Annotated in this window: 21 protein-coding genes; 5 read left to right on the forward strand and 16 right to left on the reverse strand. The window is 65.3% G+C overall.

Annotated features, from left to right (window positions below; translation table 11 throughout):
• Nucleotides 1-130: 130 nt before the first annotated feature.
• The 6 genes from D7S89_RS03405 to D7S89_RS03430 all read right to left on the reverse strand — a co-directional run bounded on the left by D7S89_RS03405 (nucleotide 131) and on the right by D7S89_RS03430 (nucleotide 8,126).
• Nucleotides 131-1,954 carry a methyl-accepting chemotaxis protein gene (locus D7S89_RS03405; RefSeq protein WP_121275571.1) on the reverse strand — a complete coding sequence of 608 codons (1,824 nt, stop codon included), beginning with the start codon at nucleotides 1,952-1,954 and terminating at the stop codon, nucleotides 131-133.
• A 181-nt stretch (nucleotides 1,955-2,135) separates the two neighbouring features.
• On the reverse strand, nucleotides 2,136-3,095 hold the full coding sequence (gene rbsK, locus D7S89_RS03410; protein ID WP_121275573.1) for a ribokinase: 960 nt from the start codon (nucleotides 3,093-3,095) through the stop codon (nucleotides 2,136-2,138).
• Nucleotides 3,067-4,158 (reverse strand): LacI family DNA-binding transcriptional regulator, encoded by a 1,092-nt coding sequence (locus tag D7S89_RS03415; RefSeq protein ID WP_121275575.1) that lies wholly within the window; start codon nucleotides 4,156-4,158, stop codon nucleotides 3,067-3,069. Before D7S89_RS03415 ends, rbsK begins: the two co-directional genes overlap by 29 nt.
• Nucleotides 4,159-4,290: 132 nt before the next feature.
• The gene (locus D7S89_RS03420) at nucleotides 4,291-5,301 is read right to left on the reverse strand and encodes an ABC transporter permease (RefSeq protein ID WP_121275576.1); all 1,011 of its coding nucleotides are present in this window, start codon (nucleotides 5,299-5,301) and stop codon (nucleotides 4,291-4,293) included.
• Complete coding sequence (locus D7S89_RS03425; RefSeq protein ID WP_121275578.1) at nucleotides 5,298-6,896, reverse strand: sugar ABC transporter ATP-binding protein; 1,599 nt, start codon at nucleotides 6,894-6,896, stop codon at nucleotides 5,298-5,300. The genes D7S89_RS03420 and D7S89_RS03425 overlap by 4 nt, the downstream gene beginning before the upstream one ends.
• A gap of 267 nt (nucleotides 6,897-7,163) precedes the next feature.
• Nucleotides 7,164-8,126, reverse strand: coding sequence for a sugar ABC transporter substrate-binding protein (locus D7S89_RS03430; RefSeq protein WP_121275580.1), 963 nt, complete (start codon nucleotides 8,124-8,126; stop codon nucleotides 7,164-7,166).
• Nucleotides 8,127-8,409: 283 nt separating this feature from the next.
• Here D7S89_RS03430 and D7S89_RS03435 point away from each other — a divergent pair, with 283 nt between their 5' ends.
• Entirely contained in the window at nucleotides 8,410-8,985 is a 576-nt protein-coding gene (locus D7S89_RS03435; RefSeq protein ID WP_121275581.1) for a TetR/AcrR family transcriptional regulator, read from the forward strand.
• A gap of 61 nt (nucleotides 8,986-9,046) precedes the next feature.
• On the opposite strand, the gene D7S89_RS03440 is transcribed toward D7S89_RS03435, so the two are convergent.
• Entirely contained in the window at nucleotides 9,047-9,328 is a 282-nt protein-coding gene (locus D7S89_RS03440; protein WP_121275583.1) for a hypothetical protein, read from the reverse strand.
• 373 nt (nucleotides 9,329-9,701) lie between these two features.
• Here D7S89_RS03440 and D7S89_RS03445 point away from each other — a divergent pair, with 373 nt between their 5' ends.
• Nucleotides 9,702-10,157: a hypothetical protein gene (locus D7S89_RS03445; protein ID WP_121275585.1), complete on the forward strand. Its 456-nt coding sequence runs from the start codon at nucleotides 9,702-9,704 to the stop codon at nucleotides 10,155-10,157.
• Between the two features lie 121 nt (nucleotides 10,158-10,278).
• Entirely contained in the window at nucleotides 10,279-10,878 is a 600-nt protein-coding gene (locus D7S89_RS03450; RefSeq protein ID WP_121275587.1) for a BPSL1445 family SYLF domain-containing lipoprotein, read from the forward strand.
• A 39-nt stretch (nucleotides 10,879-10,917) separates the two neighbouring features.
• On the opposite strand, the gene D7S89_RS03455 is transcribed toward D7S89_RS03450, so the two are convergent.
• The 9 genes from D7S89_RS03455 to mltG form a co-directional block, all read right to left on the reverse strand.
• Nucleotides 10,918-11,985: a glycosyltransferase family 4 protein gene (locus tag D7S89_RS03455; RefSeq protein ID WP_121275588.1), complete on the reverse strand. Its 1,068-nt coding sequence runs from the start codon at nucleotides 11,983-11,985 to the stop codon at nucleotides 10,918-10,920.
• A 251-nt stretch (nucleotides 11,986-12,236) separates the two neighbouring features.
• Nucleotides 12,237-13,622: an alpha,alpha-trehalose-phosphate synthase (UDP-forming) gene (otsA, locus tag D7S89_RS03460; RefSeq protein ID WP_121275590.1), complete on the reverse strand. Its 1,386-nt coding sequence runs from the start codon at nucleotides 13,620-13,622 to the stop codon at nucleotides 12,237-12,239.
• A 9-nt stretch (nucleotides 13,623-13,631) separates the two neighbouring features.
• Nucleotides 13,632-13,988, reverse strand: a complete 357-nt coding sequence (locus tag D7S89_RS03465) for a Rap1a/Tai family immunity protein (RefSeq protein WP_121275592.1) — start codon at nucleotides 13,986-13,988, stop codon at nucleotides 13,632-13,634.
• Between the two features lie 103 nt (nucleotides 13,989-14,091).
• Nucleotides 14,092-14,760, reverse strand: coding sequence for an ankyrin repeat domain-containing protein (locus tag D7S89_RS03470; RefSeq protein WP_245982682.1), 669 nt, complete (start codon nucleotides 14,758-14,760; stop codon nucleotides 14,092-14,094).
• Nucleotides 14,761-14,949: 189 nt separating this feature from the next.
• Nucleotides 14,950-15,729, reverse strand: a complete 780-nt coding sequence (locus D7S89_RS03475) for a TatD family hydrolase (protein ID WP_121275594.1) — start codon at nucleotides 15,727-15,729, stop codon at nucleotides 14,950-14,952.
• Between the two features lie 68 nt (nucleotides 15,730-15,797).
• Nucleotides 15,798-16,340 carry a GNAT family N-acetyltransferase gene (locus D7S89_RS03480; RefSeq protein WP_121275595.1) on the reverse strand — a complete coding sequence of 181 codons (543 nt, stop codon included), beginning with the start codon at nucleotides 16,338-16,340 and terminating at the stop codon, nucleotides 15,798-15,800.
• 14 nt (nucleotides 16,341-16,354) lie between these two features.
• Nucleotides 16,355-17,395: a DNA polymerase III subunit delta' gene (locus D7S89_RS03485; protein ID WP_121275597.1), complete on the reverse strand. Its 1,041-nt coding sequence runs from the start codon at nucleotides 17,393-17,395 to the stop codon at nucleotides 16,355-16,357.
• 15 nt (nucleotides 17,396-17,410) lie between these two features.
• Nucleotides 17,411-18,031 (reverse strand): dTMP kinase, encoded by a 621-nt coding sequence (gene tmk / locus D7S89_RS03490; RefSeq protein WP_121275598.1) that lies wholly within the window; start codon nucleotides 18,029-18,031, stop codon nucleotides 17,411-17,413.
• 1 nt (nucleotide 18,032) lies between these two features.
• Nucleotides 18,033-19,058, reverse strand: coding sequence for an endolytic transglycosylase MltG (gene mltG, locus D7S89_RS03495; RefSeq protein WP_121275600.1), 1,026 nt, complete (start codon nucleotides 19,056-19,058; stop codon nucleotides 18,033-18,035).
• A 251-nt stretch (nucleotides 19,059-19,309) separates the two neighbouring features.
• On the opposite strand from mltG, the gene D7S89_RS03500 reads away from it, so the two are divergent.
• Nucleotides 19,310-20,755: a DEAD/DEAH box helicase gene (locus D7S89_RS03500; protein ID WP_121275602.1), complete on the forward strand. Its 1,446-nt coding sequence runs from the start codon at nucleotides 19,310-19,312 to the stop codon at nucleotides 20,753-20,755.
• Nucleotides 20,756-21,167: 412 nt separating this feature from the next.
• Nucleotides 21,168-22,205, forward strand: coding sequence for a CAF17-like 4Fe-4S cluster assembly/insertion protein YgfZ (gene ygfZ / locus D7S89_RS03505; protein WP_121275604.1), 1,038 nt, complete (start codon nucleotides 21,168-21,170; stop codon nucleotides 22,203-22,205).
• Nucleotides 22,206-22,208: the final 3 nt, after the last annotated feature.

Consider the following 22,208-nt stretch of genomic DNA (forward strand, 5'->3'; position numbering starts at 1 on the left):
CAGACGGTTTTTGACGACGCCTGTACGCGTCGGTTACAACTTTTTTGCGCGCCCTACGTGCGGTGCGCGTTGCCGCCCTAATTCAACGGCACGCGCAGCGCATTGCACGCTGCGCGTTCAGCACCCTACGTTAGAACGTTTCCCAATCGTCATCTGAAGCTGTTGCGCTCGGCGCTGCCGCCATCGGTTTGGGCGCTGCTGCGGCCGCTGTGCTACGCACCGGTGCGGCCTGCGCCGTGCGTGCCGGTGTGCGTGCCGGTGTGGCAGTCACGCGGGGCGTCTTGAGCGGGGCGGCTGCCACTGCTGGCTTCGGCGCGACAGCCGGCGCCTTGGCGGCAGGCGTCGCCACCGGTGCGGACGGTTTTACCGCCGGCAACGCGCGCGTGACAGCGGCCTGAGGTCGCATCGGCTCGTCGCTGAGCTGGAACACCCCCACGGTCGTGCGCAACTTGCCGGCTTGGTCCTCGAGCGATTGCGCCGCGGCAGAGGCCTCTTCGACGAGCGCCGCGTTTTGCTGAGTTACTTCATCCATTTGCGTGACGGCACGCGCAACCTGGTCGATACCCTTGCTCTGCTCTTCCGACGCAGCCGCGATCTCGCCCATGATGTCGGTCACGCGTTGCACCGCGCTCATGATTTCCGCCATCGTGCGGCCGGCTTCGTCGACGAGTGCCGAGCCCGAGCGCACGCGCTCGACGGACGTGTCGATCAGCTCCTTGATCTCCTTGGCCGCCGCCGACGAGCGCTGCGCGAGCCCGCGCACTTCGCCCGCCACCACGGCGAAGCCGCGGCCCTGCTCGCCCGCACGCGCCGCTTCGACGGCCGCGTTCAATGCGAGGATGTTGGTCTGGAACGCAATGCCTTCGATGATCGTGATAATGTCGCCGATCTTGGCAGAACTCTCGTTGATGTCGCCCATCGTGCCGACGACTTGCCCCACCACCGTGCTGCCCTTGTGGGCGATCTCCGAGGCGTTGGCGGCCAGCGAGCTCGCCTGACGCGCGTTGTCCGCGTTCTGCTTGACCGTCCCCGTGAGCTCTTCCATGCTCGCGGCCGTCTCCTCGAGCGAACTCGCCTGCTCTTCGGTGCGCGAGGACAGATCCAGGTTGCCCGCTGCAATCTGCTTGGCCGCCGAGGCGATCGATTCGCCGCCCGAACGCACACTGCGAACCGTGTCGACGAGGCTACGCTGCATCTTCGCAAGACCTTCGAGCAACAGGCCCATTTCATCGCGCGTCCGCACGACGATCGGCCGGCGCAGGTCGCCCGTCGCGATCGCATCGAAATGCGCCAGCGCTTCGCCGAGCGGCCGCGCAATCGCGCGGCGCAGGCTCAGGAACGACAGCAGCGCAGCCGTAAGACCCACGACGAGCGCCGCATACATCAGGTTGCGAAATGTGGCGTAGCTCGATTGAGTGTCGTTGAAAGCCGCTTGTGCCTGCTGCAGCTGGAAGGTGCTGAGCGCTTCGTCGCTCTTGGCCAGATCTGCGAACGCCACCTGCAAATCATTGGCGCTACTGACGATCTTGTCGTGGTCGGTAGTACCGATCACGGCAGCGAACGATTCCAGCACCTGGTGCAGATGGTCACGTTTGGCGGAGACGTCCTGTGCAAGCCGGTCTTCGTCGGCTTCACGCGGCAGGTCGAGGTATTTCTTCCACCACATGTCCGACATCTTGCGCATTTCGCGCGAGCGGTCGAGCCCGGCTTGCGCCCCGGGCAGGCCGGCTTGGAATGCCGCCCGATCGAGGGCCAGCCGCTCGCGGGCCGCGTAGATCTCCGCGTTTTCGATCGCCATCGCGCTCGGCATGTGGTTCGTGAAGATATCGCCCGTCGCGCGGTTCGCACTGCCCATGCCGGAAAGTCCGAGCGTGCCGATCGCCAGCAGCAACGCCGACAAAAACGCCATCGCCACGCCAACGCGCGCTTTGATCGTCAGACCTTTGTTCAACATTCCTCTTCCTCTCACACTGCGGCCGAAATATTCGGGGTACGAAGTACTCGAGCCACGCCGGCACCCCTATTGGCGCCGGCGAATGCGCTCGCTCTACATGTCGTTTACGGCCGCAGCGTAGAGGACTTGAGAAGTCCTTAGTGTCAGAACAAAGACGCCAGGGGGCGCGAAGGCCCTTAGCTTAGACGGCGAAGGCCTGGACTTCGTGGCGGGTCGGAATGGAGGGTTGCGCGCCGGCACGCGTGACCGAGATGGCCGCCGCATGCTGCGCGAAGCGCACGGCCGTGTCGAAGCTCGAGCGTCGCGCGAGCTCGGCCGCAAAAGCGCCGATGAACGTGTCGCCGGCCGCCGTCGTGTCGACCGCGGTGACCTTCGGCGCCGGCAGGTGCATGGTGCCGTCCTCGGTTGCCGCGAGGATGCCGGCAGCGCCGAGCGTGATCAGCACGTTGCGCGCGCCCTGTTCGCGCAGTGCGGCCGCGGCAGCGGCGGCCTCTTGCGGCGAGCCGATCGGCAAGCCTGTCAGCGCGGCCGCCTCGACTTCGTTCGGAATCAGATAATCGACGAGCGCCAGCCATTCGCGTGGCACAGGGCCGGTGGCCGGCGCCGGGTTCAGGATGACGGTCTTGTTCAGGCGCCGGCCCGCGGCGAGCGCGGCGGCAACCGTCTCGGGCGGGGTCTCGAGCTGGCACACGACGACGTCGGCCGAGCCCAGCAGCGCTTCATGGCGCGCGATGTCTTCAGGGGTGAGCGCGCCGTTGCTGCCGGCGACGATGACGATCGAATTGCGCCCCGCTTCGTCGACGACGATCAGCGCGACGCCTGTGGCAGCCGATGCGCTTTCGCCGAGCGCTGCGCAATCGATGCCTTCGGCGAGCAGCCCCGCGCGCAGGCTGGCCCCGTTGGCATCGCGGCCGATGCAGCCGATCATCGCCACGCCTGCGCCCAGGCGCGCCGCGGCGACCGCCTGGTTGCCGCCCTTGCCGCCCGCCACTTGCGTGAACGTGTAGCCGGCCAGTGTTTCGCCGGCGACAGGCAGGCGCGGCACGCGCGCGACGAGGTCCATGTTCAGGCTCCCCACCACGACGACGCGCCCTTGCGCGCCGGTTGCCGTGTCAGGGTGTTGCGTGCTGCATTGCGTCATAGTGCGTGTTCTCCGTGTTTGCACAGGCGATGCGCGACGTGCACGCCCGCACATGAGGCGGCTCGGCGTAGACGGCCGTTGATTCGCGCAACACGAGGCGCGGCGACACCACACGGCGCCGCGACGGTTCCGTCGCCGCGCCGCTGATACGCTCGATCAGCGTCTGCGCGGCGGCTTCGCCCAGTGCGCGCACGGATTGGCCGACCGTCGACAGCGCCGGGTACGTATAGTTGGTGAGCTCGATGTCGTCAAAGCCGATGATCGAGCAGTCTTGCGGCACGCGAATGCCGCGTTCGGCCGCGACGCGCAAGGCGCCGATGCCCATCATGTCGTTGCATGCGAAGATCGCGCTCGGGCGCACCGTATCGAACAGTTGCGCAGCCGCCCGCTGTCCGCCGAGCCCTGAAAAATCGCCTTCGACGATCGCTTGCGGCTCGATTTCGATCCCGCGCTCGGCCATCGCCCGAATGAAACCGTGCACGCGCATCGCGCTGACCGCCGTCGATACCGGCCCTGTAATGCAACCGATACGGAAGTGTCCGAGCTCGAGCAGGTGCCGCGTGGCGAGATAGGCACCGCGCTCGTGGTCGATCTGCACCAGATCGGCCGACAGCCCTTCGATATTGCGGTCGACGATGACGAGCGGCTCGCGCGCATCAGCCAGGCTATTGGCAAGCACCGCATCTTCGCCAGCCGACGCGACGATCAGCCCGTCGATGCGCTTTTCCTGCAGGACCCGCAGATAGTTGCGCTGCTTGGCTGGATCATCGTCGGAATTGCACAAAAATACGCAGTAGCCCCCACGCGCGCATCCGTCCTCGATCCCGCGCGCGAGCTCGGCAAAGTACGGATCCGTGCTGTTCGGCAGCACGAGGCCGATCGTCGCCGTCGCGCGCGCCTTCAGCGAACGCGCCACCGCCGACGGCACATAGTGGAGCTGGCTGATCGCGCGCTCGACTTTCGCACGTACGTCGGCCGACACCGGCCGCGTGTTGTTGACCACGTGTGACACCGTGGTGAACGACACGCCTGCCATGGCCGCTACATCCTTGATCGTCGCCATAACCCGATTTCTCTCTCGCTTGTTTTTCTTGGCCAGGACATGACGCCCGGCCCGTCCGTCTGGTCATCGCCCGCACTCGTTACCCCCCGGCCGCAGGCGCGTTCCCCGCGCAACCTGCAGCCGGTCCCGTTCTCAGCCGCGCTTGCGCCGGCTCCGGTAGGTATCGAGCACGACTGCGACGACGATGACTGCTCCAGTGATGATCCGTTTGGTCGGCTCGTTCGCGCCGATCTGCGCGAGCCCCGCCGCCAGCACGGAAATGATCAGCACGCCAAAGAACGTGCTGATGACCGACCCGCGTCCGCCCATGAGGCTCGTGCCGCCGATCACCACAGCGGCGATCACTTGCAGCTCGACCCCGACGCCGGCGTTCGGATCGGCCGCTTCGAGACGCGAAATCTGGAACAACGCAGCAAGGCCCGACAGCGCGCCCATCAGCGCGAACACGGCGATCTTGTAGGGCCGCGGATCGACGCCCACGAGCCGCACGGCCTCTTCATTCGTGCCGATGCCGACCAGATGCCTGCCGAACACGGTGCGCGTGAGCACGAGCTGCGCGGCGATCATGACGACGAGCGCGAGGAGAAACGCCGGCGAGATACCGGCCGCGATCGGGTTCGACAGAAAGTCGAACGCGTCGCCGATGTAAGCGGTGCGCGAATTGGTCATCTGATAGGCCAGGCCGCGCGCCGCCTCGAGCACGCCCAGCGACACGATGAACGACGGAATGCGCCAGCCGACGGTCACGCTGCCCGTGAACGCGCCCGTCAGGGCAGCCGCTCCCATGCCGAGCAGCGCCGACGGCAGCGGCCCCCATCCCCACTTGAGCGCCGCCACGCTGACGACCGATGCGGCCAGCGCCAGCACGGACCCGACCGACAGGTCGATCCCCGCGACGATCAGCACGAACGTCATGCCGACCGACATCACGACGAGATCGGGAATCTGGTTCGCGATCGTGCTGAACGTGTCGTAGGTCAGAAAATGCGAGCTCAGCAGCGAAAACAACGCGATCATCGCGGCTAGCGCGCCGGCGAGCCCCAGGTAGTTCGAAATGCCGAGGCGCGTGCCGGTGGGCTTGGCGCTCGGCTTATCGGCGACGATGGCTTGCGGCCCATCGGGGCGCGCGGATTGATCGGTCATGGCAGACTCCGTGCGTCGTGCGTGTGGGAGGACGAGGGCGTGGCACCGGACGCGTCGCGCGCGTCGCCCAGGTGCCCCGCGAACGCAGCGGCAAGCAGCGCATCCTGCGTCCATTCGTCCCGGTTGAAAATACCTGTGAGGCGGCCCGCCGACATCACGCCGATCCGGTCGCAGATCAGCATGAGCTCGCGCAGGTCGCTGGATACGACGACCAGCGCGCGCCCTTCGCGGGCCAGCGACCCCATCAGGGTGTAAATATCGAATTTGGCGCCGACGTCGATGCCGCGCGTGGGCTCGTCAAAGAGCAGCACGTCGGCGTCGCGCGCCAGCCAGCGGCCGATCACGACCTTTTGCTGGTTGCCGCCCGAGAGCTCGCCGACCGGCTGCTCGGGGCCGCGCGTCCGCACGCGCAGCGCGTCGATCTGCTGACGCGCGAGCGCGCTTTCGCGTTGCCCGTCGACGATGCCCCAACGCGCCACGCTGGCCAGATTGCCGAGCGACACGTTCGCGGCGATCGAGTGCGGCAGAAGCAGCCCCTCGCCTTTGCGGTCCTCGGTGATCAAGGCGATGCCGTGGCGCACCGCATCGGCCGGCGAAGCGATGGACACCGGCTGAAGCGGCCGACCGACCGACACGGTGCCGCGATCGAGCCGATCGGCGCCATAGATCAGCCGCATGAGCTCCGTGCGTCCCGCGCCGATCAGGCCGCTCACCCCGAAGATCTCGCCGGTTCGCACTTCGAACGACACGTCGCGCACGGCGTTGCCGCGCGAGAGCCCCTCGATTCTGAGCAGCGGCGCCCCCAGCGTGCGCTCGCCGAACTCGATGCGCTCGCCGATCTCGCGGCCCACCATCAGCGTCACGAGCCGATCGCTCGTGACATTGGCCATGCGGTCGACGTGGACGAGCCGGCCGTCGCGCAGCACCGCCACACGCTCGGCGATGCGTGCAAGCTCCTCGAGCCGGTGCGAAATATAGACGATTGCGACACCGCTCGCCTTCAAGCGCGCAATCTGCTCGAACAGCAGTTCGACTTCGCGTGCGGTCAGCATGGCCGTCGGCTCGTCGAAGATCAGCACGCGCGTGTCGCCGATCAGATTGCGGGCGATTTCGACCATCTGCTGGTGACCGATGCCGAGTGTGCCGACGGGCGTATCGGGGTCAATGGCGTCGAGCCCGACTTGCGCCATGGCGGCGCGCGCGTCTTCGCGCAGCTGTTTGCGATCGATCCAGCCGAGCGCGCGCGGACCCCGTCGCGGCAGACGCTCGAAAAAAAGGTTCTCGGCGACCGACAGGGTCGGCAGCAGGTTCAGCTCCTGCATCACCATGCGCACGCCGAGCGCCTCGGCTTCGCGCCGGCTGGCGGGCGCATACGGCTGACCGTTCAGGCGCATCGTGCCGGCGCTCGGCGTGACCAGGCCGCCGATGATTTTCGACAGCGTGCTCTTGCCGGCGCCGTTCTCGCCGGTCAGCGCAAGCACTTCCCCGGCGTTCAGCGCGAGCGTGACGTCGGCCAGCACGGGCTCGGCATAGGTCTTGCCGATGCCGTGTACGCTCAGCAGTGAGTGGGTTTCGTCGTGGTCAGTCAAGTCCATCGAGATCCTTTGTCGATCAGAGTTAGCGCTTTAGCCCTTACTCTGATCCCATGCAAAGCTGTCGGTGGGAGTTAGTGATTCAGCACGGCCTCTCACCTCATGTCGGCAGGTCGCTTGGACGCCTATCCGGGATATAACGGCAGCGCCGGGCGTTTCTTGAGCACAAAAAGCCAAGACGCGACTACGCGGCCGGCGTACGTGATGCGCCAGCGAGGCGCACCGACCGCATGCCGGCCGCGTAGCAGCAGCCGTAGCAAGCGCAGCCGCTTACTTGGTCACGAGGTCGACCGGCGTCTCGACGACACCCGACAGCTCGGACTGCTTCTTGTGATCGGCCAGCGCCTTGAGCGAGACGTCGATGCCGAACACGGCCTGCTTGGCCGCGTACTGGTCTGCCGTCGCGAGCACGCGGCCATCCTTCAGCATCGGCTTGATCGCGGTGATGTCGTCATAGCCGACGACGGAGACCTTGCCCTGCTTGCCGGCCGCGCGCACGGCCGACACGGCGCCGATCGCCATGTTGTCGTTGCCCGCGAGCAGCGCCTTCAGGTTCGGATACTCGTTGAGCATGGCCGAAGCGACGGCGTTGCCCTTGTCGATCTCCCATTCGCCCGATTGCACCGACACGACCTTCGCGCCGGCCTTGGCCATCGCGTCCTTGAAGCCTGCCGTGCGCTGCTGCGCGTTGGTCGTCGTCGACACGCCCTCGATGATGCCGACCTCGTCGCCGGCCTTCAGCTTCTTGCCCAGAAAGTCGCCGACCTTCTCGGCACCCTTGCGGTTGTCGGGGCCGACGAACGGCACGTTCAGGTTCTTCGACTTGAGCACGTCCGGATCGAGGCGGTTGTCGATGTTGACCACGATGATGCCGGCATCGACGGCCTTCTTGACGACCGGCACGAGCGCCTTCGAGTCGGCCGGTGCCAGCACGATCGCGTCGACCTTCGAGACGATCATCTGCTCGACGATGCGAATCTGGTTGGCCGTATCGGTTTCATCCTTGATGCCGTTGGTGATCAGATCGAACTGGCCGGCGTTGTGCTTCTGATAATCCTTCGCGCCGTTTTCCATCGTCAGGAAGAACTCGTTCGCGAGCGACTTCATCACGAGCGCCACTTTCGGCTTGTGGGCAGTGTCGGCACAAGCATCGGTCGCGCTGAACGAGGCCAGGCCGAACGCACAAACAGCGGCGAGCGCAGCCAGCAGACGACGACGGGGGCGATGATTCATGGAGTTCTCCTTTTCCTTTCTTATTGGCTCTTGAAGAGCCGTGATTTTGGGCTCTTCAAGAGCCTTGATTTTTGGCCCGTGACGAGCCTTGATTTTTCATTCGAACGAGCACGTCAAACGCGGCGACGCGCTCCTTGCGCGCGGCACGCTGCCCACCCACACCGAATGCGCATGCGGGCGGGACCGCCTATGCTGGACCGTTCTTGCTACGCGCGCAAGGGGCGTGCTACCGTCGCGTGCTTAAAGCGCACGGCGGATGGCACGCCCATCATCGAGGTTCGAGGTGGCTACAGGCAAGCGTCGACAGATCATCGAAAAGGCGACTGAGCTCTTTTCCCAGTACGGGTTCCACCCGGTTGGGATCGATCGCATCATCGATGAATCGGACATCGCCCGGATGACCTTGTATCGCCATTTCGCCGGCAAGGACGATCTCATCAGGGCGGTGCTCCAGCATCGTCATTCGGCGCTGATCAGCAGCATCGAGGCGCGCCTCGAGTCGCTCGAAACGCCGGAACAGAAAGTCAAGGGGATCTTCGACTGGTACCGTGACTGGTTCTCTACCGAGTCGTTCGCGGGTTGCCTGTTCGAGCGTGCACTCGCGGAATTCGGCACGTCTTGCCCCGGCATCTCGGACGTCGCGATCGGCTACAAGCAAACGCTGATGAACATGCTGGAAAGCCTGCTGTGCGAGACCCTGCCCCGCAAGTCTGCGCGGCAGCTCGCAGAGGTGTTCGTCATGTTGTTGGATGGGGCAACGGTCGATGCGCGTGCGTTCAATGATCCTGCGGCCGCCAAGCGCGCTTGGCAGGCGGCGGAAGTCTTGTTGAAGAGTGCGGCGACGGGTGACGGCGCCTAACCGTGCCCCAGGCACGCCGCCCGAGAGACACGCCAGGCGTTCCGGCTAACGGGCTGTTGCCCTACAGATGATCGACGGACGCGCCCTGCACTTTGCCGTCGATGATGTCGCACGCGTACTGCATGCCGATACGATGCGCCTCGAGTTGATCTTGCAGCGGCGCGTGCTCGGGCACGCCGAACATCTCGGCCTTGCCGCGCTCGCCGCTCGCCTTGCGAAAGATCGTCACGACGATGTCGAAGTGCCGTAACGCATCGACCGCCTCGTTGGGTTCCTTGGCGCGCCGCAACGCTTGCACACCAATTGCAAAGCCTTTGTACTGATCGGAAAACGGTAGCGACATGGTTCGATGCTCCTTCTGCGAAGGACGAAGGAAGCTCGGCGACACCAGCGCCGATTTCAACGATCGACGCCCCATGTGACCCTGCCCAGCCCGACGTGTCCGTCGCGACTCCTTCCCGGTGTCACGCAAGACGCATTCCCTGATGCCCCGGCATTAGGGCTTGACCCGCCCTCGCACGAGCCGCGCAAGGCGCCGCACAGCGCGAAATGCCGGGGTCTTTGAAGAATTTACGCGACGTACCCAGCATTAAGGGCTGGCGACGCGACGATTCGTCGCATTTCTTCTATGATGGCTGCCAAGACGGCCCGCTTATTACACAGAGCCATCGGGCCGCCGTCTCATCGTTGATGCGTGATGCATTGCGGAGGCAGGAATGGCATGGAGACAACACCGCTGGATCAGGCGCTGGATCATCACCATCGTGATCTGGGCCATACCGGTGGCTATCGTGGCGCTGCGCGAAATTCACGAAGAAATGTCGTACAACATCGTCGATCGTGATCGCGCGCTGACCACCTGGGAATTCACCGACGCGCAGCGTGCCGCCGGCGCGCCCGCGCGTTGCCACGGCAAGCCCGACGAGGCGCGCGCAGCAGGCTGCCCCGCCGACGTGCTGGCCGCCAACGCGCCACGCCAACAGGCCGCGCTCGACGAATTCGCGCTCCGGCGCAACACGCTCGCGAGCTACCTGTGGCATGCATTCGTCGGCTATTGGATCGTGCCCGCGGCATTCATTTTCGCAGTCGGTCTCGTCATCGCGGGCATCCGCCGCGCCCTGCGGCGGCCGCCGGTCGTCAAAAACCGCGCACAGAGCACAGCCCATCGCTGAACGAATTCGGGCCGATTCCGGGCACGCACCATGCTAGAAGCCTTAGCGCGTGGTGTGAGATCACGCTTCGCCCAAACCTGCCGTCGAGGGTTTGACCGACGGATCCAAAACGGAGAGAGCCATGCAAAAACCCTATTGGATGCTCAAGGCTGCCGCGGCTGTCGTAGTCGGCAGCCTGACACTCGTGGGCTGTACCGCGACCACCAACAACGGCAGCCCAACGGCTACGAGCCCGGGCAGCGATGCTTCGAAGCGGCAAGAGATCAACGCGAGCGTCGACGCGACGCTCTCGCGCCTGTATGCGCAAGTGCCAGGCGCACGCGAGCTGGTCACCAAGGCGCACGGCGTGTTGGTGTTCCCGAAGGTGCTGCAGGCGGGGTTCGTCGTCGGCGGGCAATACGGCGAAGGCGCGCTGCGGGTGGGCGGACAGACCGTCGGCTACTACAACACCGTGTCGGGTTCGCTGGGCCTGCAGGCGGGCGCGCAGTCGAAGGCCGTCATCTTCCTGTTCATGACCGACGATTCGCTCAGCAACTTCCGTTCGCGTGAGGGCTGGTCGGCAGGCGGCGACGCCTCGGTCGCCGTGTTGAAAATGGGCGCAAACGGCGCGCTCGACACCACGACCGCGACCAAGCCCGTGCAAGTGATCATCCTCACGAACGCCGGCTTGATGGGCGATCTGTCGGTCGAGGGCACGAAGGTCACACGCATGAACATCTGACAGGCCGGATGCGCCGCGCATCCGGCCCCCGGTGCGCGGTCAGTTCGAGGCCGAATCGATGACCTTGAAGCGTGAGCGCTTCTGTGCGCGGATGACGGCCTGATACGCATCGAGGTACTGGCGCGCCATGTGGTGCGACGTGAAGCGTTCCTCGAAACGCTGACGCACGCGTGCACGCGGCAGCAGGTGCAGCCGATTCACGGCCGCCACCGCACTGATCTCGTCTTCCACGATAAAGCCCGAGACACCTTCGTCGATGACCTCGGGCACCGACCCGCGGTTGAACGCGATCACCGGCGTGCCGCATGCCATGGCCTCGATCATCACGAGTCCGAACGGCTCGGGCCAGTCGATCGGGAACAGCAGTGCGTGCGCGCCCGACAGGAAGTCGGCCTTCTGATGATCGGCAATCTCGCCGATGTATTCGACGTGCGGCAGATCGAACAACGGCTTGATCTCGCGCTCGAAATACTCGCGGTCGGCCGCATCGATCTTGGCCGCGATGCGGATCGGCAGACCGCAGTGTGCGGCGATGCGAATCGCCGTATCGACGCGTTTCTCCGGCGAGATGCGGCCCAGGAACGCAAGGTAGCGCTGCTCGACGGGCTGCGGCGTGTAGAGCGCTTGCGGCAGGCCGTGATAGACCGTCTTGAGCCATTTGGCCTGCGGCAGCGGCTGGCGCTGCGAATTCGAGATCGAGATCACGGGCGCGGTGTCGAACGTGTCGAACACGGGCTGCTGCTCGGACAGATCGAGACGGCCGTGCATCGTCGTCACGAACGGCGTCTCTTGCCGCTTGAACAGTGAGAACGAGTAGTAGTCCATGTGAAAGTGCAGCACGTCGAACTCCTCGGCGCGGCGCCGCACGAGCTCCATCAACAGCATGTGCGGCGCGATGCGGTCGCGGATACCCGGATCGAGCCGCAACGCGCGTGGCCAGACGGCCTCCAGCTTGGCGCTCGTCTTCGAGTCGCCGCTCGCGAAGAGCGTCACGTCATGGCCGAGCTCGACGAGCGCCTCCGTGATGTACGACACGACACGCTCCGTGCCGCCGTACAGCTTCGGCGGCACCGATTCGGTCAACGGTGCGATCTGCGCAATCTTCATTCGATGGCTCTCCAGGATGGATAGGGGCGCCGCGGCCCGATGCGCCCGTCAAATCGCGGGCCCTCCCCGCTCACGGACGCCTGGGCAGCGGCAACCTGCCGCTGCCGCAGCGCACAATGCGTATCAACGCGTCATTATTCTGTACGGCGCGCCCGATTCACGCGCCTGCTTTCAATTGATGCCCGCTGTTACAGTCGCGAAACATCCAGATCCTGCTTCCTTCAACGGCGCCAAGCACCTCCTCGTCTCGTTCAGCCGTATGGCTCGCCGCGCAAGTCGGCCAGGAATCTGTCGCGCCAGGTGCCGAGGTCGTTCTTGCGCAGTGCGGCCATGTTGACCTCATGACGCTGCCTGCGCTCGGCCAACGGCATCGCCAGCGCGCGCTCGAGCGCTTCGGCCATGCCGGCGATGTCGTGCGGATTGACTAGCACGGCCGCGCACAATTCCGCCGCAGCCCCGGCGAATTCCGACAGCACGAGCACGCCGGGATCCTCCGGGTTTTGCGCGGCGACGTACTCTTTCGCCACCAGATTCATGCCGTCGCGCAGCGGCGTGACGAACCCCACCTGCGATTCGCGAAACAGCGACATCAGCTGTGAGCGCGCATAGCGCTGGTTCAAATAGCGGATCGGCGTGTAGTCGAGCCCCGAGAAACGGCCATTGATGCGTCCGGCCTCATATTCGAGGTTGTGGCGGATCTCTTGATAACTTTCGACGTCGGCCCGTGTAGGCGGCGCGATCTGCACGAGTGTGACGTTGCCGCGCCATTGCGGGGCGTTCTCGAGCAATCGCTCGAACGCCTTGAAACGCTCGACGAGCCCCTTCGAATAATCGAGCCGATCGACGCTCATGACGAGCTCGCGCCCCTCCAGGCTTTGCTTGAGCTCGAGCACGTGCTGACGGCTTTCGTTGCGCTCGGCCTCCCGTGCGATCTCGTCGGGGAACACGCCGATCCGATACACATCGGTGCGCAGGCGCCGGCCGAACGCTTCGATTTCACCCTGCTCGCTGACCGTGCCATGCGCGTGGCGAACGAGGTAGTCGTGAAACGCGCCGCGGTCGGTGTCGGTCTGAAAGCCGACCACGTCGTAGCAGCACAGCGACTTGATGAGCTCCTCATGCGGCGGCACGTTCAACAGCACTTGCGGCGCCGGAAACGGCGTGTGCAGGAAAAAGCCGATGCGATTGCCGATGCCCTCGCGACGCAACGCATCGGCGAACGGGATCAAGTGGTAGTCGTGGACCCAGATGATGTCGTCGGGCGCAAGGAGCTTCACGAGCTTGTGCGCGAGCCACGCGTTGACACGCCGATAGCCCGCATAGTCATCGCGCTCGTAAGCGGCCAGGTCGTTGCGATAGTGAAACACGGGCCACAGCGTCGCGTTCGAAAAACCACGGTAGTACTGATCGTAGTCGCGGCGCACGAGGCCCACGGTCGCGAACGTCACGGTGCCTTCCTCGACGAGCGTGGGCCCCGCGTGCGCCACCGCCTCGCTGACGACCTCGCCGCTCCAGCCGAACCAGACGCCGCCCGTGTCCTTGAGCGCACCGAAGATCGCGACCGCGAGCCCGCCTGCCGATCCCTTCGTTTCCGTCGGTTTGGCGACACGGTTGGAGACGACGATCAGGCGGCCCATGGCGACTCCTCAGTCACCCACCTTGCAGGGGAACGCCTTGCCGAGCCCGAGCGAGATCACCGTGCTGGCGTTGTACTTGCCCGCCCCCGGGTTGTCGGCCACGTACTTGCGCACCGCATCGATCATCGACTCGGCCTTCGTCTCCGCGCGCAGGCAGAAGTATTGGCCGACCCGCGGGCCCGTCGTGCCACCAATCGCATCGATCGTGTTGTAAACGCCGTCGGCGACGCCTTGGACGTATCCCTTGCAAGCGGCGCGGGAGGCGACGTCTGTCCGGGTGCACAACTTGGTGAGCTCGTCGCCCGTCAGCGCGTGCGCCGCAAGCGGCACCGCGAGCGTACCGACGCATATCAAAGCCCGCAACATGGTGTTTCTATTCTCCGAGCGGTGAGGATGCAATGAATGGGCCAACGCATGGCAAGCGCCAGCCGGTTGTCTGGCGCGCGGCTCGATGCCGCGCCAAGGACGGTCATTTTGCACCGTTTTGTGCCTTGTCTGGCGCAGTGGACGATGCCGGCGACGCATTTTTCGGCGTCTCGGCCGCCACCGCCTCCAACACGTCGGTCGCATCCTTGGCGTGATACTGCTTCGCAAAGTCGAGCGCGGTCAGGCCGAGCTGGTTCTTCAGCGACGCATCGGCGCCCGCTGCAAGCAGCAGCTTGATCGTCGAAGCATGGTTGCCGCGCGCGGCCATCATCAGCGGCGTGGTGCCGTTCGGCGAGGCGGCATCGATGTAAGCCGAGCGGTCGAGCAGCAACTGCGCGATGTCGTCATGCCCGTTCGCGGCCGCGTAGTGTAGCGGCGCCCAGCCCTTCTTGTTGATTTCGGCGTCCTTGTCGATGAGCAGCTTGACGATCGTGATATCGCCGTTCAGCGAAGCCAGCATCATCGCGTTCTCGTCGGCACGGTCGAGCTGGTCGACGTCGGTCTTCGGATTGGCTGCGAGCACGGCGGCCACCTTGTCGGACTTCTCGCGCGCCGCCAGCACGATGAGCGGCATGCCTTGCGGATCGGTCGCGTTGGGATCCAGGCCCTTCGCCAGCTGCTTGTTGATTTCCTTGACGTCGTCGAACTTGACGGCCTTCACCACCGTATTGTCGGCCCCTGCCGCATGCGCGGTCAGCGTCACGGCGGCCATGCCGCTCGCCAGCCCCAGCAACACGCGATGCAAGCGGTAGCGCAGCGCGAGGCGGCGGGTGGGAACAGTGGCAGGAGTACGCGGTGCGGGGGGGAGCATGTTCATATCCAACTGGGTTTCCTTTCTGCTTTCCGTTGCCTGAAGCGGGCCTTCAGGACAGGGCTAGTGGGTAAGGCGCTTGGTATACGGTTAGCGCGCGAGGCCGAACAGCCGGAAAAAGTTCTCCGTCGTCGCCGCGGCCAGCGCCTCATCCGGCATCGCGCGCGCCTGCGCGATAAAGCGTCCGACATAACTGACGTACGCAGGTTCATTGGGCTTGCCGCGGTAAGGCACCGGCGCGAGGTACGGCGAATCGGTCTCGATCAGCAGGCGATCGAGCGGCACGCGCCGCGCGACGTCCTGCACGTCGGTCGCACTCTTGAATGTCACGATACCCGACAGCGAAATGTAAAAATTCTGCTCGAGCGCGCGCTGCGCGACGGGCCAGGGCTCGGTGAAACAATGCATGACGCCGCCCGGCTCGTGCGCGCCCTCTTCGGCCATGATGCGCAGCGTGTCCTCCGCCGAGGCGCGCGTATGGACGATCAGCGGCTTGCCGGTCTTGCGCGCCGCGCGAATGTGCGTGCGGAAGCGTTCGCGCTGCCATTCCATCTCGTCGATCGAGCGGCCTTCGAGCCGGTAGTAGTCGAGCCCCGTCTCGCCGATCGCGACGACTTTCGGGTGCTTTGCCAGTTCCACCAGCTCATCGACGCTGGGCTCCCGCGCGTCCTCGTGATCGGGATGCACGCCGACCGACGCATACACGTTCTCGTGCGCCTCGGCCACGGCCAGCACTTGCGGCAGCGTCTCGAGATCGACGCTCACACATAGCGCGTGCGTGACCTGATGCGTGCGCATGTTCTCCAGCACGTCGGGCAGCCGGTCGATCAGTCCTTCGAAGTTGATATGGCAATGCGAATCGACAAACATCGTGTATTCCTGTGCTGCGCGGCGCAGTGTCTGCGCCGCGGAAGTGGCGTCAAGGGCGCGATGGCCCCTTATTGCGCCGCCGACCGAGGCAGCGCCAAGCGCCGCCCCAGAATGATCAGATCGCGCTCGACGCCGTCGAGCACCGCTACGCGCGGCAGGTTCCCCCACTCGTCGAAACCGTTCGACCGAAACAGCGCGAGGCTCGGCACGTTGTGGCCGAAGATGAAGCCGAGCAGCGTATCGATGCCGAGGCTAGGGGCTTGCTCGAGTGCCGCGGCCAGCAACTGCTTGCCGAGCCCGCGGCCGCGCGCGCGCTCGTCGAGATAGATGCTGACTTCGGCCGTGCGCGCGTAAGCCGGACGACCATAGAAATCGGAGAAGCTGAGCCAGGCGATCACGTGCGGTGCACCGTCCGTGCCCGCTCGCGGCTCACCGTCGACGACCCACAGCGGACGCGTATCGGGCCCATGCGCATGAAACCATGCGAGGCGGCTTTCGACCGTCACGGGCTCGAGATCGGCAGTGACCTGGCGTGACGCGATCGTCGAATTGTAGATGGCGACGATCGCCGGCAAGTCCTCGAGCGTCGCGTGACGATAGATCGGGCTCATGCTGCAAGCACTCCTTACACGAACAGGTCGCGATAGCCGATGAACAATGCCTCGAACACGAGCCGGGCGTTCAACGGATGGTTTTCGACGGCGCGCTCGCGGGTGACCGTCTGCATGTAGCGCGCGAACGCGTTCGCATCGATGTGCTCGGCACAGCGGACGAGCTCGCGCGCAGCTGCCGGGAAATAGCGCGGCCGCTGTGCAGTGCGCTCGGCGAGCAGATCGTAGAGCCACCGCTGGAGCCAGCCCAATACGACCGGCACAGGCAGCTTCTGCAGCGCTTCGCCGCACGCGAACGCGTCGCAATCGGCGCCTGCTGCAAGCTGCTTGAGCAGGAAATCGCGCAGTGGCCGGTTCTCGTCGGCGGCCAGCGCAAGTGCGGCGAGCGGTGCGCCGCCGGCTTCGGCCAACAGGCCCGCCGCATCGCCCACGCCTTGCTCGGCCAGCCACGTGCGCGCCCCGTCGGGCGACGGCGTGGGCATCGGCCATTGACGGCAGCGGCTCACGATCGTCGGCAACAGCCGGTCGACACGCGCCGACACGAGCAGGAACACGACGCCTGCGGGCGGCTCCTCGAGCGTCTTCAGCAACGCGTTGGCCGACGCCGCATTGAGCGCTTCGGCCGGATAGACGAGCACGACGCGCGCGCCGCCGCGGTGCGCGCCAACGCCGCAAAAATCGAGCAGCGCGCGCACTTGCTCGATCTTGATCTCCTTGCTCGGCGTGCGCGTTTTCTTCGACTCTTCGCCGTCGGCCTTGTCGGCCTTTTCCTTGTCGTCCGTCGCGCCGGCCTGCCCCACCTCGCCGGCCAACGCCTCCGGCAGCAACGCACGGTAGTCAGGGTGATTGCCCTGCGAGAACCAATTGCAGGCCGCGCATGCACCGCACGGCTCGCCGTTCGCTGCCGGCGACTCGCACAACAACCCCTGCGCCAGATGCTGCGCGAAGCGCAGCTTGCCGATGCCGGCCTGGCCGTACAGCAGCAACGCGTGCGGCCACTGCGGGCGCAGCCGCTGCAAGCGGTCCCAATCCTCCAGTTGCCACGGATAGATCATCGTCGTTGAGCCTCGTCAGAGTGCTGCAATCACGTCGTTCAGCGTTTCGCGGATGCGCTCGATGCTTTTTGTCGCATCGATGATCGCGAAGCGGTATGGCGCCTCCTCGGCACGGCGCAGATACTCGGCACGCGTGCGCGCGAAAAAGCCCTCGGTCTCGCTTTCGAACTTGTCCGGTGCGCGCACGGCGCCGCGGCGCTCACTCGCCGTCTCGGGCGCGACGTCGAACAGCACCGTGAGGTCGGGCTCGAAGCCGCCCTGCACCCAGCGCTCGAGCGTTTCGAGCTTGTCGCGCGGCAAACCACGCCCACCGCCCTGATAGGCGAAGGTGGCATCGGTGAAACGGTCGCTCAGCACCCAATCGCCCCGCGCGAGCGCGGGCTCGATGACCTGCGCGAGGTGCTCGCGCCGCGCGGCGAACATCAGCAGCGCTTCGGTTTCGAGATCCATGCGCTGATGCAGCAGCAGCTCGCGCAGCGCCTCGCCAAGCGGCGTGCCGCCGGGCTCGCGCGTGACGACGACGGCGCGGCCCGTCGCGGAGAGCTTCTCTTCCAGGCGTTCGCGGAACCAGGCCAGGTGAGTCGTCTTGCCGGCCCCGTCGATTCCCTCGAACGTAATGAATTTGCCCCGCGCCATTTTATTGTTGTCCTCGAATGTATTTGTCGACAGCCTTGTTGTGGTCGTCGAGCGTGTCGGAAAAGATGCTGCTGCCGTCGCCGCGTGAGACGAAATAGAGCGCCGCTGTCTGTGCGGGGTTCATGGCTGCCTCGAGCGATGGCGCCCCGGGCAGCGCGATCGGCGTGGGCGGCAGGCCACGACGCGTATACGTGTTGTACGGCGTGTCGGTCTGCAAGTCGCGCTTGCGCAAGTGCCCCGCATAAGCGTCGCCCATGCCATAGATGACGGTCGGATCGGTCTGCAGCGGCATGCCGATGCGCAGGCGGTTCGCAAACACGGCGGCCACGAACGGGCGATCGCCGGCCCGGCCCGTTTCCTTTTCGATCAGCGAGGCCATCGTCAACGCCTCATACGGCGTACGGTATGGCAGCCCCGGCACCCGTGCGGCCCACGCCTGGGCCAGTTGGCGCTGCATCAGCCGATAAGCGCGGCGGTAGACGTCGAGATCGCTCTCGCCCTTGTCGAACAGATAGGTATCCGGGAAGAACAGCCCCTCGGCGTTGCCCGCATTGGCCGCCGCCGCTTCCGACGCGCCGATCGCCGCGAGCAGCGCGGTGTCGCTCATGCCGGCCGTGTCGTGCTTGAGCGCGGGATTGGCGTCGAGCTCGCCGCGCATGCGTCGGAAGGTCCAGCCTTCGATGATCGTCACGACGTCCTCGTTGACATCGCCGAGCGCAAGCTTTTGCAACACCTCATAGGGCGTCACGCCGGCCTTGAACTCGTAGTTGCCCGATTTGAGCTTGCTTTGCAGGCGCAGGACGCGCGTCATCAGCACGAATGGCTCGGGCGCGACGGGCACGCCGCCGCGGTTCAGCTGCACCGTGACGCTGCGTACGCTGCTGCGGGGCTGGATCGTGACGTCGACGACCGGCGCCGACAGCGAAACCGGGCTCGTGGCCCAATAGTAGCCTCCGGCGGCCCCGGCAGCGGCAAGCAAAACGAGGACCACTACCCCGAGGGCGAGGCATTTCTTCAACAAAGACATGCGGAATCAGGCTCGAATGGACCCTATATCATACCCGTTTCCGGCTGGCCTCCGGCGCTCGCCCGACTGGCCTATCGGCGCGAATGACACGCCTGGAAGCCTTGTCGGGCGGGCCGTTGCCGAACGTAGGGGGGCAGATCGGCGACACGCCCGCGTGTGGGGCGATCAACGTCGATCCTCTTGGCCGTTGATCTGTGCGGCGCACTCAGGCGGTGACCGCTAGAATTGCGGCTTTAGCCCGGAATACGCCAATGTCTTTTGCCTTGCTTGGCCTGATCGATCCCTTGCTGCGTAATGTGCAGGACCTCAATTACCAGACACCTACGCCGGTGCAGGCCAAGGCGATTCCTGCTGTGCTCAGTGGCAAGGACGTCATGGCTGCGGCACAGACCGGCACTGGCAAAACGGCGGGTTTTGCGCTGCCGCTGTTGCAACGGCTGGTGCAACACGGCCCGGCGGTGTCCAGCAACCGCGCGCGCGTTCTGGTGCTGGTGCCCACGCGTGAACTGGCCGAACAAGTGCTGCAGAGCTTCATCAATTACGGCAAAGGTCTCGACTTACGATTTCTGGCCGCCTACGGCGGTGTGAGTATCAACCCGCAGATGATGAAGTTGCGCAAAGGCGTGGATGTGCTCGTTGCCACGCCGGGCCGTTTGCTGGATCTCAATCGCCAGAACGCAGTGCAGTTTGATCAAGTACAAACGCTGGTGCTGGATGAAGCCGATCGCATGCTGGATCTGGGCTTTGCGCGCGAACTCGACGCCGTCTTTGCTGCCTTGCCCGCTCAGCGCCAGACCCTGCTGTTCTCCGCCACGTTTACCGATGATATCCGCGCCATGGCGGCGGGCATTCTGCGCGGCCCGGTCAATATCAGCGTCAGCCCGCCCAATGCCACGGCCGGCAAGATCAAGCAGTGGGTGGTACCGGTGGATAAAAAGAACAAGCCTGACCTCTTCATGCACCTTGTGGCCGAGAACAACTGGGAGCACGCACTGGTGTTCGTCAAAACCCGCAATGGCGTGGATTACCTGGCGGCCATGCTCGATGAAGCGGGCTATGCGGTCGACACCATCCACGGCGAGAAACCGCAACCCGCGCGCCTGCGTGCGCTGGAGCGCTTCAAGACGCGCGAAGTACATATGCTGGTAGCCACCGACGTGGCTGCGCGCGGGCTGGATATCGACGACCTGCCACTGGTGATCAACGTTGATCTGCCGATCGTGGCGCAAGACTATGTGCACCGTATTGGCCGTACCGGCCGCGCGGGCGCCAGCGGCGTGGCGGTGTCCCTTGTGTGTGCCGATGAAGCGCCGCAACTGGCCGCGATCGAGGCGCTGATCCGGCAAACGCTGCCCCGTGAAGAGGAGCCGGGTTTTGAAGCCGAACACCGCGTGCCGCAAACCAGCGCGACGGGCCAGATCATCAAGAAACCGAAAAAGCCTAAGAAGCCGAAAGTGCCGCAAGCTGCGCCGGGCGCTATGCAGGTGCTCAGTAAAAAACCGCGCCCGCAAAGTGGCGAAAACAAACGCAAGCCTGCGGCGCAGCGCGCTGTGGCCGCGGGTAAAGGCACAAGTTTGTCCAGCGGTAACCCATTCAGCGTGCAAAAGCCACGCAGCAAACCCGCCAGCAAGTCAGCTGCGGGTCCACGTAAGCCGGCTGGCAAACGCGCTGGTGGCCGCGGCAAACGCCAACCCTGATCGGTGGGGATAAGTAACGCCAGCCCTGGAACAGGCTGGCGGTTTGCGGCCCGCTGCCGTACCGACCGCAAGGGCACCACGGACTGGATTTGAGGCCGCGGGACGTCGATGCGACCCAACGCCCTCGCCCCTACAAACTTCGGTTGAAGTGTTAGACCAGAAGCCGAGATGACCCGCAGTCCGCTCATCGTCGCGCTTGGCAGCAGTGTCAGGCTCGATATCGGCGCCCTTTGGCAAACCACGACGCCATCACGGATTGTCGCGAGCACAAAGTAGGACTCGTCGGCCAGTGGCGTGAACACGCCGCTAACTTCGACATATCGCCGCCCTCCCGCCAACGGCCGCGCGCTGAAAAACAACGCCGACCGTATAATCGCAGCCAGACCGACGCTCCACCCTCGACCCCGATTTCATGAACGCTCCGAACGTTTCCGCTCCCACGAACGACTCCGTGCTATCTGCCTTGCCGCGCCCTGCCGCCGGCGAATTCGACGCCGTACTGACGCGCGGCGCCTTCGCGCCGCTCACGCAACTCGGCGTCATCGAAGCCGTCGGCATGGATGCGGCATCGTTCCTGCACAGCCAGCTCACGAACGACATCCAGCACCTCGACGCGGCGAGCGCACGGCTGGCCGGCTATTGCTCGCCCAAAGGCCGTCTGCTCGCCTCGATGCTCGTGTGGTGCTTTGGCGACGCCATTCGTCTGCTCGTCGCGCAGGAGCTCGTGCCCGCCGTGCAAAAGCGGCTCTCGATGTTCGTGCTGCGCGCCAAGGCCAAACTCGCCGACGTCAGCGGCTCGCTGGCCGTGGTGGGCTTTGCCGGCGACGTGCGCACGGCGCTCTCGACCATCTTCGATGCGCTGCCTGACGGCGTGCACGTACAGGTCGGCGGCCCAGCCGGTTCGCTGATTCGCGTGCCCGACGCGGCCGGCCGTGCACGCTATCTTTGGATCGGGCCCAAGGAACTCGTCGAAGCGCGCCTGACCGAGCTCGAGCAGCGGCTCACCCGCGTATCTCCGGCCGTGTGGGACTGGCTCGACATCCGCGCCGGCGAGCCGCGCATCACGCAAGCCGTGGTCGAGCAGTTCGTGCCGCAGATGGTCAACTTCGACGTGATAGGCGGCGTCAATTTCCGCAAGGGCTGCTACCCGGGACAGGAAATCGTTGCGCGCAGCCAGTACCGCGGCACGATCAAGCGGCGCATGGCGCTCGCGAACGTCGCCGACCACCCAACCGCCGTGCGGGCCGGTGTGGAGCTCTTTCATTCGGCCGATCCGGGCCAGCCGTGCGGCATGGTCGTCAATGCGGCTGCGGCGCCACAAGGCGGCATCGACGTGCTGGTCGAGATCAAGCTGGTGGCACTCGAGGAAGGCAGCGTGCACCTGGGTGCGGCCGACGGCCCGGCACTCGCGTTCCTGCCGCTGCCTTACGCGCTGCCGAGCGAAGTCTGAGGC

The sequence above is a fragment of the Trinickia fusca genome (assembly GCF_003628145.1).
GTDB classification, from domain to species: domain Bacteria; phylum Pseudomonadota; class Gammaproteobacteria; order Burkholderiales; family Burkholderiaceae; genus Trinickia; species Trinickia fusca.

Bases quoted from the DNA above. Each gene is read 5' to 3' on its own strand.
- tmk (WP_121275598.1), bottom strand. From the start codon at position 18,031: ATGGCGCGGGGCAAATTCATTACGTTCGAGGGAATCGACGGGGCCGGC.
- D7S89_RS03480 (WP_121275595.1), bottom strand. From the start codon at position 16,340: ATGAGCCCGATCTATCGTCACGCGACGCTCGAGGACTTGCCGGCGATC.
- rbsK (WP_121275573.1), bottom strand. From the start codon at position 3,095: ATGACGCAATGCAGCACGCAACACCCTGACACGGCAACCGGCGCGCAA.
- D7S89_RS03440 (WP_121275583.1), bottom strand. From the start codon at position 9,328: ATGTCGCTACCGTTTTCCGATCAGTACAAAGGCTTTGCAATTGGTGTG.
- D7S89_RS03485 (WP_121275597.1), bottom strand. From the start codon at position 17,395: ATGATCTATCCGTGGCAACTGGAGGATTGGGACCGCTTGCAGCGGCTG.
- D7S89_RS03450 (WP_121275587.1), top strand. From the start codon at position 10,279: ATGCAAAAACCCTATTGGATGCTCAAGGCTGCCGCGGCTGTCGTAGTC.
- otsA (WP_121275590.1), bottom strand. From the start codon at position 13,622: ATGGGCCGCCTGATCGTCGTCTCCAACCGTGTCGCCAAACCGACGGAA.
- D7S89_RS03425 (WP_121275578.1), bottom strand. From the start codon at position 6,896: ATGGACTTGACTGACCACGACGAAACCCACTCACTGCTGAGCGTACAC.
- D7S89_RS03430 (WP_121275580.1), bottom strand. From the start codon at position 8,126: ATGAATCATCGCCCCCGTCGTCGTCTGCTGGCTGCGCTCGCCGCTGTT.
- D7S89_RS03415 (WP_121275575.1), bottom strand. From the start codon at position 4,158: ATGGCGACGATCAAGGATGTAGCGGCCATGGCAGGCGTGTCGTTCACC.
- D7S89_RS03475 (WP_121275594.1), bottom strand. From the start codon at position 15,729: ATGTTTGTCGATTCGCATTGCCATATCAACTTCGAAGGACTGATCGAC.
- D7S89_RS03445 (WP_121275585.1), top strand. From the start codon at position 9,702: ATGGCATGGAGACAACACCGCTGGATCAGGCGCTGGATCATCACCATC.
- D7S89_RS03455 (WP_121275588.1), bottom strand. From the start codon at position 11,985: ATGAAGATTGCGCAGATCGCACCGTTGACCGAATCGGTGCCGCCGAAG.
- D7S89_RS03500 (WP_121275602.1), top strand. From the start codon at position 19,310: ATGTCTTTTGCCTTGCTTGGCCTGATCGATCCCTTGCTGCGTAATGTG.
- D7S89_RS03465 (WP_121275592.1), bottom strand. From the start codon at position 13,988: ATGTTGCGGGCTTTGATATGCGTCGGTACGCTCGCGGTGCCGCTTGCG.
- D7S89_RS03470 (WP_245982682.1), bottom strand. From the start codon at position 14,760: ATGGCCGCCGTGACGCTGACCGCGCATGCGGCAGGGGCCGACAATACG.
- D7S89_RS03405 (WP_121275571.1), bottom strand. From the start codon at position 1,954: ATGTTGAACAAAGGTCTGACGATCAAAGCGCGCGTTGGCGTGGCGATG.
- mltG (WP_121275600.1), bottom strand. From the start codon at position 19,058: ATGTCTTTGTTGAAGAAATGCCTCGCCCTCGGGGTAGTGGTCCTCGTT.
- D7S89_RS03420 (WP_121275576.1), bottom strand. From the start codon at position 5,301: ATGACCGATCAATCCGCGCGCCCCGATGGGCCGCAAGCCATCGTCGCC.
- ygfZ (WP_121275604.1), top strand. From the start codon at position 21,168: ATGAACGCTCCGAACGTTTCCGCTCCCACGAACGACTCCGTGCTATCT.